At 44.9% G+C, this 11,437-nt stretch carries 10 protein-coding genes; 6 read left to right on the top strand and 4 right to left on the bottom strand.

What is annotated here, in order from left to right; translation table 11 throughout:
- The first annotated feature begins 56 nt into the window (after positions 1 to 56).
- Positions 57 to 1,160: an AI-2E family transporter gene (locus tag QUF61_RS05320; RefSeq protein ID WP_289680847.1), complete on the top strand. Its 1,104-nt coding sequence runs from the start codon at positions 57 to 59 to the stop codon at positions 1,158 to 1,160.
- A 708-nt stretch (positions 1,161 to 1,868) separates the two neighbouring features.
- Here QUF61_RS05320 and QUF61_RS05315 read toward each other — a convergent pair.
- The 4 genes from QUF61_RS05315 to prmA form a co-directional block, all read right to left on the bottom strand.
- Positions 1,869 to 4,169: a type VI secretion system Vgr family protein gene (locus QUF61_RS05315; protein ID WP_289680846.1), complete on the bottom strand. Its 2,301-nt coding sequence runs from the start codon at positions 4,167 to 4,169 to the stop codon at positions 1,869 to 1,871.
- A gap of 73 nt (positions 4,170 to 4,242) precedes the next feature.
- On the bottom strand, positions 4,243 to 4,971 hold the full coding sequence (locus QUF61_RS05310; RefSeq protein WP_103921895.1) for an LrgB family protein: 729 nt from the start codon (positions 4,969 to 4,971) through the stop codon (positions 4,243 to 4,245).
- Positions 4,964 to 5,329, bottom strand: a complete 366-nt coding sequence (locus QUF61_RS05305) for a CidA/LrgA family protein (protein ID WP_103921894.1) — start codon at positions 5,327 to 5,329, stop codon at positions 4,964 to 4,966. The genes QUF61_RS05310 and QUF61_RS05305 overlap by 8 nt, the downstream gene beginning before the upstream one ends.
- Before the next feature lie 12 nt (positions 5,330 to 5,341).
- Positions 5,342 to 6,238 (bottom strand): 50S ribosomal protein L11 methyltransferase, encoded by an 897-nt coding sequence (gene prmA, locus QUF61_RS05300; RefSeq protein WP_289680843.1) that lies wholly within the window; start codon positions 6,236 to 6,238, stop codon positions 5,342 to 5,344.
- Between the two features lie 238 nt (positions 6,239 to 6,476).
- Between prmA and iscX the strand changes: the two genes are divergently transcribed.
- The 5 genes from iscX to QUF61_RS05275 all read left to right on the top strand — a co-directional run bounded on the left by iscX (position 6,477) and on the right by QUF61_RS05275 (position 11,410).
- Positions 6,477 to 6,677, top strand: a complete 201-nt coding sequence (gene iscX, locus QUF61_RS05295) for a Fe-S cluster assembly protein IscX (RefSeq protein ID WP_103921893.1) — start codon at positions 6,477 to 6,479, stop codon at positions 6,675 to 6,677.
- A gap of 487 nt (positions 6,678 to 7,164) precedes the next feature.
- Positions 7,165 to 8,343: a pyridoxal-phosphate-dependent aminotransferase family protein gene (locus tag QUF61_RS05290; protein WP_289680842.1), complete on the top strand. Its 1,179-nt coding sequence runs from the start codon at positions 7,165 to 7,167 to the stop codon at positions 8,341 to 8,343.
- Positions 8,344 to 8,656: 313 nt separating this feature from the next.
- The gene (locus QUF61_RS05285) at positions 8,657 to 9,709 is read left to right on the top strand and encodes a peptidoglycan-binding protein (protein WP_289680841.1); all 1,053 of its coding nucleotides are present in this window, start codon (positions 8,657 to 8,659) and stop codon (positions 9,707 to 9,709) included.
- A complete protein-coding gene (gene dprA, locus QUF61_RS05280; RefSeq protein ID WP_289680840.1) occupies positions 9,709 to 10,911 on the top strand; it encodes a DNA-processing protein DprA in 1,203 nt (400 codons plus the stop codon). The genes QUF61_RS05285 and dprA overlap by 1 nt, the downstream gene beginning before the upstream one ends.
- Positions 10,912 to 10,921: 10 nt before the next feature.
- Positions 10,922 to 11,410 (top strand): DUF494 family protein, encoded by a 489-nt coding sequence (locus tag QUF61_RS05275; RefSeq protein WP_103921889.1) that lies wholly within the window; start codon positions 10,922 to 10,924, stop codon positions 11,408 to 11,410.
- The last annotated feature ends 27 nt before the right edge of the window (positions 11,411 to 11,437 follow it).

Below are 11,437 nucleotides of genomic sequence, written 5' to 3'. Positions count from 1 at the left end.
CTATACGCTTGCGAAATAATCGACAACTGATATAAACCCTTAACACGACATATATAATGATCCAGGTTCTAGGCGTCTGGTTTCGACGCTACTTATCCCATCCTCAGGCCGTATTGCTACTAATCTTGCTCTTGCTGGGCTTTACGGTTATTTTCACCCTGGGCAAAATCCTTGCCCCTATGTTTGCCGCCTTGGTTATCAGCTTCTTATTAGAAGGCTCGGTTTGTGGACTCACAAAATCGCTTAAAACCCCACGACTGCTAAGTGTCTGGTCTGTTTTTATGGCATTTATGGCATTATTAATGTTTATATTATTAATTATGCTGCCACTGCTTTCTTTGCAACTCAGTCAGTTTCTACAGGAAGTGCCAAATTGGATAATGACCGGGCACAGCTTATTACTGCAACTGCCAGAACGCTACCCAGACTTTTTCTCTATCGAACAAGTTGATCGCATCATCACTGATGCGCGTAGCAAAACCAATGATTTTGCACAAATGCTGCTCTCTTACTCCATCAACTCCATGCCACTATTAATCACTTTTTTAGTGTATCTGGTTTTGGTTCCGGTAATGGTATTCTTTTTTATGAAAGATAAAACCCTGATTTTGGGTTGGCTGAAAGGTTTTTTACCCGCAGAGCATACCGCTGCGCAACGCATCTGGGATGAAATGAATAAACAGATGGGGAATTATGTACGGGGTAAATTTTATGAAATTCTGATTGTAGGCAGTGGCAGCTATGTTGCATTTACTTTTATGGGTTTAAATTACGCGCCATTACTGGGAGCACTGGTTGGTTTATCCGTTGTCGTACCCTACATTGGTGCAGCCGTTGTCACCTTTCCCGTGGTACTGGTTGCCTATTTTCAGTGGGGCTGGGGGTCTGACTTTTTATGGTTATCCGCAGTCTATTTTATTATCCAGGCCCTAGATGGCAATGTCCTGGTACCCCTGTTATTTTCTGAAGCAGTCAATCTGCATCCGGTTGCCATTATTATGGCGGTATTGGTATTTGGCGGACTCTGGGGGTTTTGGGGGGTCTTTTTTGCAATCCCTCTGGCAACACTGGTTAAGGCATTACTTGCTGCTTGGCCCAGACTTAGTATTGAAGAAGACAATTTCTCCTCCTTACCAGCACCCTTATCCAAAAAACTTTAAGGGATGAGAGTATTCTGAAAACTCTGGAAAAGTCCGTAAATCATTGATTTTAGGTGATGCATATCCGCATAAGTCATTGATTTTATTAGAGGCAAAAAAGTTCTTCAGAGTTTTCAGGAGTATTAGTATGAAATCGTGGGCAACAATTGAAAATAGTTATAAATTTTATATTTATATAAAATAAATCTATTTTCATTTCAAGCAATTAACAACGATATAATAATATTCTAAATATAATAAAAGCACGACATACGAAAACACCTATCATAAAAGGAAATACCGCCATGCATAAAATTTCTCTTTCCATATTGTATTGCGCACTTGCGTCCTTAACCGCTGAATCAGCCTGGGCCAGAGGTGAACGCTGCTCTCCCAGCAATATTAATTATTGTTCTAAAGAAACCACCTTATTTGGGGGTAAGACCTACATCAAATACAATGTAAAATGTAAAAATGGCAGAAATCGCATTATTACGGCCTGGGACAAGCGTAAAAAATGGTGCGTTGGCACAAGCAAGAAGTGCAGTAAAAACCAACTAAAAACAGCAATTAAAGCCTGTTCCAGCTAAGCAAGCTGAGTTCAACATAAGATTTTTCCAGTCAAAATACTTGAATCAGACACGTACTATCAAGAATCAGATTAATTATTGATAGAGCGCGTCTGATTCCAGCATTAAAATCAGGCACGATAAATTTATCAAACACGGGTCAGTTAATCAGCACCAACCCTCCTTTCACCATCAAAATCGCCCCGGCTTTCACTTCACCCAGCAGTCCGGCCTTATTGGTCAACATCAGCCCACCTTCATTAATCATCATCACCCCACCTTTGTTTTTCATCATCACCCCGGCTTCATTTTTCATCATCACGCCACCTTTGTTATCCATCATCACTCCGGCTTTATTTTTCATCATCACCCCGGCAGTATTTTTCATCATCACCCCAGCTTTAATATCAATATTAACCCCGGCTTTGGTTTTGATATTAACCCCAGCCTGGGTTTGTATATTCATACCGGCTTTGGTTTTGATGTTCATGCCCAATTTGACATCGGCATTTTTTTTGCCTTTAACTTTAATATCCCCGGTAACATCCAGAATCAAATTACCCGTAACTTTCAAGGTGTAGTTGCCTTTCACTGTATGCGAAAAGTCTCCATCATTATTATGGGTTTCATCACTAACCACATGTAATAAACGGGTATCCTGAACCTTGTGGGTTTCCTTGCCTTTTTTCACCTGAATATCGCGGTTGCCCTTGCTGACGGTGAGTTTATAATCCTTTTCATCAATGCTAATGATGCGGCTGCCTTGATTAATCGTCAGTTTGTCGTCTTTTTCCTGGGTGGTAACGGTGCGTGCCAGTTTCACCGTCAATGTGCGATTACCCTTGGCAATGGTGAGCTTGTCATCTTTTTCTTCAATGGTGGTGGTGCGGTTCATTTTGATGTCGTTGATTTCATCATTATCCACCCGCTTGTGGCGATCATTTTCCACCATAATTTTCATGTCTTTCTGGGCATGCTGATAGAATTTCTCTTCGCCTTTTTTATCCTCAAAATAAATTTCGTTAAAATCCTCCACTCCGCCTTTTTTACTGGAACGGGTTTTCCAGGTACTTTTAGTTTTATTGGCAGGCAGGGCGTAAGGCACGGTTTGCTCGGCATTATATAAAGCGCCTGTCACCACTGGACGATCCGGGTCGCCATTGATAAAACTGACCAGCACTTCCTGACCGATGCGCGGCAGGAACAAACGCCCCCAGGCTTTACCCGCCCAGCTTTGATTAACGCGGATAAAACAAGTGGTTTTTTCGTCTTTTTTACCCAGTTGATCCCAGTGAAATTGAACTTTGATACGCCCATATTTATCGGTGTAAATTTCCTCCCCGCTGGGGCCTGTGACTATCGCAGTCTGGTGCCCGGAAATACGTGGCTTGCGGGCAACAACAGGGGGGCGAAACTGGCTTTTAGCAGGGATGGCTTCAAATGAATTCAGGTATTTACTGAGCGTAGCAGAAATGGACAGGGTGCAAATCGTATAACTGTCGTTAATGTCCTTGCGCGGATGTTCTTTTAAGGTGAACTTGCCACCCACGCCAAAACCGATGCAATAACTTTCACCGCGCAGGATTTTATTTTCCCATTCCAGCGATTCTATGCGTTTTTTGGCAATTTTATCGCCATCGGCTTTTTTATCATAACCCCCCTGGAATCCCTGATACTCATAAATACGCATCTTGCCATCCTCCCCGGAAACCTGACTGAGCAGGTCGGTGGATGGGGTTTCAAAATGAAAATCATCCACTGCGTATTTGCCGGTGGTGACGTTTTCTGACAAGGTGCAGGCAAATACAATATCTTCCGGTTGCGAAGCTTCATGCGCATCCCAGAAACGTACACTGGCATAGCCTTCCACATCCTTATGCACGCTGAGATCATCCGCCAATACCAGGGTATGTTTGGCATCGGTATGCTCAAAGAAATAATAAATACCTTCATCTTCCATCAGGCGGGAGACAAAATTAAATGCGGTTTCTTCGTATTGTACGCAGTATTCGCGTTTAGCGTAGGTGCCTTTTAAGCTGTCCTTAAAATCCTTAAAGCTTAAATCCCCAAAGATTTTTTTAATAATCTCCGGCGTACTCATATTCTGGAAAATTTCACTATTACGGGTCAGGGTCAACATCCATAACCAAGGCCGCAAAATAGCGCGGTAGGTGGTCATGTGGCTTTTTTTATCCGGCTCCTGATCGCTGCGGGATTGTTCAAAGCTGGCAACCAAGGCATGAATATAGCGTTTATTGCCGTCGGTGAATTCCAGGGTAACAGTGAGATTTTTACCAACGATAGATTTAAACTTTAAATCATTGGCTTCCGAGAGCATTTCCAGTTCATATTCAAACAGGCCGGAAAGTCGCTCGCTGCCGCGTATGCGCTTAAACAGCAGTTTATCTTTGCCCAGCGGCGTGGTAACACTGAAATATTGATTGTCCTGGGTAAAGGCCATGATTAAACATCCATCTCTGAAAACGGAAAAATGCTTACCATGCTACAACATACGCCACTTTTATGCATCGCTGTTATAAGAAACCCAGCAATTCCAACAACCAAGGCAAAATCACCGCCGTGGCAAAGGCTGACAGCGCCATTGCCAGACCGGAAAATGCACCCATTTCCTGACTCACCTGAAAGGCGCGGGCAGTGCCAACGCCGTGTGCGGCGACCCCCATCGCGATACCTTTAATGCTGTCGTCACGAATCCCTAACAGGCTAAAGACTTTAGTGCCTAATAACGCGCCAAGTATACCGGTCATCACCACCAGCACCGCCGTTAAGGAAGGCAGGCCACCGATGCGCTCGGAAATACCCATCGCAACTGGCGTGGTTACAGACTTGGGGGCCAGCGATAATTGGGTCTGGCTACTGGCACCGAGCAACCAGGCAATGCTAATTGAACTCAACGCGCCTGTCATTACCCCGGAAATAATTGCCAGTGTCACCGGCAACCATAATTTTTTAAGTTTGGAAAACTGACGGTATAAAGGTACGGCTAAGGCTACTGTCGCTGGCCCTAATAAAAAATGGATAAACTGCGCACCTGCAAAATACTGCTGATAAGAAATATCGAAAAGCAGCAGCATCAAAATCAACATGATAACGGCAGTCACCACCGGATTCAGCAACGGATTAGCGTTGACATACAGGTAAAAGCGATGGGCGAGACTGTAAGCCAACAGGGTGATGCTTAGGCCAAATAGAGGGGAGGCTGACAGATAAACCCAGATATGGGTGAAATCTGACTCAATCATTTTTGTCGTTTTTTAATAAAAGTCGCTGACTCATACGCATGATACCTGCCGTTATTATCAGCGTAATCACAGTGCTGAAAATTAAAGCCAGGGTAATAGGCAGCCACTCATTTTGTAGCCGCTGGAAATGTACCATCACCCCAACACCGGCAGGTACAAACAGCAGGGGTAAGTGAGTTAACAAAGCATTGCTGCTGGTTGCCAGTGACTCCGCCAGTTTATGACGCAGCAACAGGCTCAGAAACAGCAGCAACATGCCCACCACGGGGCCGGGTACGGGAATTTTTAATAATAAGACGCTGATTTCACCGATAAGCTGATACAGCAGCAAGATGGTTATGCCATTGATAAAATTCATGCGCCACCGGATTTATGCGCTGGGCTTGGTGCCGGAAACCCGCATCCATTCTTCTTGTTGCGCAATATCTATACGCTGTAGCTGGCTGCCATAGGCTTGCTGAATGGAATCGATTTGTGTATCCAAAATGCCGGATAAAACCAGAAAACCACCAGGTTTACATAAACTCAGCAAATGTGGTGCAAGCTCGCACAAAGGGTTTGCCAGAATATTGGCGAGGATTAAATCTGCCTGTCCACTGACATCTGCGGGCAATTGCTCAGGCAGGCAGGTGTGAAAATTTGTGCTGACCGTATTTTTTTCCGCATTATCCCGCGTTGATACCAGCGCTTGCGGATCGTTATCCACGCCCCATACGACTTTGGCACCCAGTTTTAAGGCAGCAACGCCTAAAATACCGGAACCACAACCATAATCAATCACCGTTTTTTGTGCCAACCAGTCGGCTTTGTCATCCAGCCATTGCAGACACAAAGCCGTTGTAGGATGAGTACCGGTACCAAACGCAAGACCGGGGTCGAGCAGAATATTTACCGCGTCCGCCTGGGGTGGTTGGTGCCAGCTTGGACATATCCACAGTTTTTTACCAAACTGCATGGGCTTAAAATCAGCAATGGAATTGCGTACCCAATCCTGATCCGGTATGTCCTCAAACTTTAACGGTGGCAGTTCTTTCCCCCACTGTACACGCAACTGGTCTAATAAATCATCTTGCTTGGTGTCTGCTTCAAATAAGCCAATCACCTGCGTGTGCGACCAAATCGGTGTTTCTCCCGGTGGCGGTTCGTACAAGGGTTGATCGGCGGCATCTTGCATGGTGACAGATAATGCGCCTGCTTCGCTAAGTAAATCAGATAAGGCATCAACTTGTGTTTGTTCCACTTCCAGGCGAATTTGTAACCAGGGCATAAGATTAGCAGCGCAGGGCGCATCCATTGATTGATGGGTTTTAGACCTTCCAGGTTTTCAAAACCTGGAAGGTCTTAGAGATATTAAAAATTCTGCCACTTAGTATGGCGTAAACTGGTATAAAATGGCAAGTTTTTCAATATTAAAAGTACTGAAAGCCACTTGTAATTTCTGTCATCTCATACGATTATAATTTTTCAGGTAAAAACAGTATGATAATACTAATGAGGATTTTGTTATGCAATTAAAATGGCTGGACATTCAGGATATTGCAATTTCACTTACTGAGAAGTATCCCGATACCGACCCGCAAACAATCAGTTTTCCTGATTTGTATCAGCGGGTGCTTGAACTTGAAGAATTTGAAGATGATCCCAAGCATGCCGGGGAGAAAATCCTGGAAGCCATACAAATGGCCTGGATTGATGAGCAGGATTAGCAAAGGGATAACACCCCCTCGAAGGGGTGCTATCCCTACAGGACACCGAATACTCAGGCAATTTTTGTCACAGAAAATAGCATTAACCTTGTATTAGGAGTGAGAATTTTATAACTTCAGCAACCTGGCTGGTCTTTTCCTCCATTTTCTGCGTTGTGAAAACAGTTACATAGCTTGCTATGCGCCTGTTTTCACGCCTTGAAAATGAATAAAAATCCTGCGCCCAGTTTCTGCATTTATTTCATCCTCACTCCTTAGTTATTTACAGACCGTTCCCTATCAACAGCTTCTGAATGAAACTTACATCGAACTCAGTTACCACCAATAACCTAGCATGAGATATCAGCGGTTTTCAGCGCCGTTTGCGCTGAATGAAGCGGGTATCGAACTCAGTTACCACCAATAACCTAGCGTGAGATATCAGCGGTTTTCAGCACCGTTTGCGCTGAATGAAGCGGGTATCGAACTCGTATATTAGGAATAAATCATGTCAACACATGCTTTTTCACCACCACAAAGAACTTTAATGGGGCCAGGCCCTTCTGATATTCACCATCGCGTATTACTGGCAATGGCTAAACCGACTATTGGACACCTTGATCCCTTATTTATCGGCATGATGGAAGAAATCAAAAGCTTGTTACAAATGGCGTTTCAAACCCAAAATGTGCTGACGCTGCCGATTTCCGGCCCCGGTTCTAGCGGTATGGAAGCCTGTTTTGTTAATTTGCTGGAACCCGGTGATAAGGTGATTATTTGTCAAAACGGTGTGTTTGGCGGACGCATGAAAGAAAATGCGCTGCGCTGTGGTGCCGAGACGATTATGGTGGAAGATGAATGGGGTAAAGCCATTGATTTGAATAAGGTTGAAGCCAGCTTAAAGCAGCATCCTGACGCCAAAGCTTTAGCTTTTGTTCATGCCGAAACCTCAACTGGCGTTCAATCCGATGCCAGAGCCATTGCTGGGCTGGCACAAAAGCAAGGGGTTATGAGCATTATGGACGCGGTGACTTCATTGGCAGGCACCCCGGTTGAAATTGATGAATGGGGTATAGACGCAGTGTATTCCGGTACTCAGAAGTGTTTATCCTGTGTGCCGGGTTTGTCGCCTGTCAGTTTCAATGAATGTGCGCAAAGCGTGATTAGTGGACGCAAGACCCCGGTACAGAGCTGGTTTTTGGATATGAATTTGGTGATGGGTTATTGGGGCAGCCAGAGTAAGCGCAGCTATCATCACACTGCGCCCGTCAACAGCTTGTATGCCTTGCATGAAAGCCTGCGCATGTTGGAGGAAGAGGGCCTGGAAAATGCCTGGAGCCGCCACGAACAAAATCATCAGGCGTTGCGCGCAGGTCTGGAAGTGATGGGTATACAGTTTGTCGTGGATAGCACCGACCGCCTGCCACAACTGAATGCGGTTGCCATTCCAGAGGGCGTGGATGAAGCACAGGTACGCAGCACGCTGTTAAATGATTATGATTTGGAAATTGGCGCAGGTTTAGGGCCGATGGCAGGCAAAATCTGGCGCATTGGTTTGATGGGATACGCTAGTAGAAAACGTAATGTTTTATTCTGTCTTAACAGTCTGGAATCGGTTTTGCTTGGTCAGGGCTTGTCACTGGATGCGGGTGTGGCGGTGAAGGCTGCGTTGGCGGTATACCAATAATAGTTCGATATCAGTTTTTTTCTCCAAAATGACTAAAATCCAGTACGCGCCATCAAGAACTCAGCGTGAGATTTTGGCGGCTTTCATCGCCACCAGCGATGAATGAAGCCTAAATTGAACTCAGGTTGCGTAAAAATATAGCACTAGCGCATAATTTTAGTTATAGTTTATAGCAACATTATTTAACTGATGTTACGCATCCACTTATCTTTGGTTTGCCTCTGTGACTGATTCAAACTGACCCAAAATCAGTGTGAAGCAAAAAGTGTTTTTTGCGTAACACCTATAATTTAAATATTTCAAGGAAAACAGGATGTCTGCCGCTTCCACATCATCATTTAAAAATAGTATATATCTGGTTTTTTCACTGATATTTATACTGATTTCACCAGTCGTTTCGGCTTATATTGTCACCATTGATGAAAATACAGTCTTAAAGCCGAACTATCCCGAAACCTATGTTGTGAAAAAAAATGATACGGTATTGGATATCGTGGATGTTTTTGTGGATAAACCCTGGTTGATGGAAAATGCCTGGTTGCCTGATACGCCATCTTTATATCCGGGTGATGAAATCAGTTTGGTGCAACATGCGGGGAAACCGGCATTTCAGATTAAACGCAATCGCGTGGTCAAACTCAGACCGGGTGTCATTCCAACCCGGACAACCCGTGCTATTCCCAAAATTCCCTTAGGTTCTATTCAACAGTTTTTATTTCGCCCGGTGGTGGTAGAAGCCGATGAGCTGGAAACAGCGCCTTATGTTATTGCCAATGCCAATGAACAATTGCTGATGAGTACCGGCGATCAGGTTTATATACGCAATTTGGAAGAAGAGCAGAAAGGTCAGGCTTATTTGATTGTGCGCCGGGGGCAGGAATACCGCGACCCGGTAACTGATGATGTACTGGCTTATGAAGCCGTCTATCTGGGAGAAGGGCGTTTAACAAAACCAGGCGTCATCGCAACTTTAAATATCACCTCCGCCAAGCAGGATATTCGCCAGGGTGATCGTTTATTAAGCTTGCCGGAAAGGGAATTTGAAGAGGACTTTATTCCCAGCGCACCGGATTATATTGAAGATGCCCGGATTATTGCGGTAGTCAATGGCATGACCCAAATTGGTCAGTATCAGGTTGTGGTGTTGAATAAAGGTCAACGCGATAATATGCAGCGTGGTGATTTATTAGCCGTTTATCGCGGTGGCGATCAGATCAAAGATCCCGTTACCGGGGATGAATTGATTTTACCCAGCATAAAAGCGGGCCGGATTTTATTATTTAAGGTCTTTGAAAGCGTCAGTTTTGCCCTGGTGCAAAAAATCACGCGCACCATTTATGTGGGTGATGAAGTGAATCTGCCTTAATGACAGTCAGTTCTATTGCAAAAGCCCCTCATATAACGGCAACGATTGCAGACGAATGGCCTTATTGGTTGGCTTTATTACATACACCCCACGTTGGCCCCGTGGTATTTGCCAAATTACTCAAGCAGTTTTCCAGCCCCAGAGCGCTATTAACCGCAGGGCGCAGCAGTTGGATGGAAGCAGGTATGCGTGGACGCTTGTTGGCGGCTTTGGAAAAGCCCAACTGGCAGGCGGTGGATGCTGATTTCACTTGGTTAAATGGACATCAAAAACGTTTTTTGCTGACCTGGGATGATCCGCGTTATCCGGCGCAGTTACGGGAAATTCATGATCCGCCACCGATTTTATTTGGTCAGGGTAATCCAGATTTATTGAGTCGTCCACAATTGGCGATGGTGGGTAGTCGTAACCCCAGTCGTGGCGGCGAGGAAACCGCGCAGGATTTCGCTCATCATCTCGCCCAATTAGGCTGGGTGATTACCAGTGGCATGGCATTTGGTATTGATGGGGCCAGTCATCGTGGAGCCTTATCAGCAACCGGAGCAACTGTCGCTGTATTGGGAACCGGGCCGGATAAGGTTTATCCGCTGCGTCATCGTGATTTATACAGCCGTATCTGTCAGCAGGGTGTGATTGTTTCTGAATTTTTCCCCGGCATCACGCCCCGTAGTGGTAACTTCCCCCGCCGCAACCGTATTATCAGTGGCTTGTCGCTGGGTACGCTGGTGGTGGAAGCCACTTTACACAGTGGCTCTTTGATTACCGCCAGACAGGCGGCTGAACAGGGAAGGGAAGTGTTTGCAATTCCCGGTTCCATTCATAATCCTTTAGCAAAAGGCTGTCATGCACTGATTAAGGAAGGCGTTAAGCTGGTGGAAACAGCAGAAGATATTGTTGAAGAACTGGCGTTGTTCGCGCCACCATTAGCATCAATACCTGCTACAACACAAAATCAGACTGTTAATGAGCCAGCGCCATTATCTGAACCAGAGAAAACAAACTTAGAAAACAACATCTTAAATAAAGATGAAGAAAAATATAGCCAATTATTAGCGGTTATGGTCATAGGTGAACCTGTTCCGGTGGACAGTTTGATTGAGCGTTCAGGATTGACGGCGGATGCAGTTTCCTCCATGCTATTAATATTAGAGTTGCAGGGTAAGGTCGATAGCGCTCCCGGTGGCTATATTCGTATTACATAAGGAAAATAATATGAAAGAGAATACGATAGACATCTTAATGTATCTGTTTGAGCATTATGCTGACGAAGAATCCCAGATACAGATGGATCACGAAATGCTCAAAGATGAGCTGAGTGGGGCGGGTTTTTCTGAGCAGGAGATTAATAAAGCCTTTGACTGGTTGGAAGTATTAGCTGATCGCCAAACCCAGAGCCGTGCTGAAAATGGCATGAGCTTACATGAAATCAGTAGTATTCGCCTGTTTCACCCCAATGAAATTGCACGGCTAAGCACTCAATCCCGGGGATTTTTATTATTTCTGGAGCAAATGGACGTGCTTGATCATGAAACACGGGAACTGATCATTGATCGTGCAATGGCACTGGATAATGAAGAAATCAATTTAGACCAACTCAAATGGGTTTGTTTAATGGTATTGTTTAACCAGCCGGGCTTGGAAGAGGGTTTTTCCTGGATGGAAAAACTGGTGTATGACGAAACCCCAAACTGCCTGCATTGATTCAGGGTGCGTAACATCGCCTGCATT

The organism is Candidatus Venteria ishoeyi (genome assembly GCF_030378065.1).
In the GTDB taxonomy this organism is placed as follows: domain Bacteria; phylum Pseudomonadota; class Gammaproteobacteria; order Beggiatoales; family Beggiatoaceae; genus Venteria; species Venteria ishoeyi.
The sequence above is the reverse complement of the archived record's forward strand: the minus strand, read 5'-3'. Positions and strand labels throughout refer to the sequence as shown.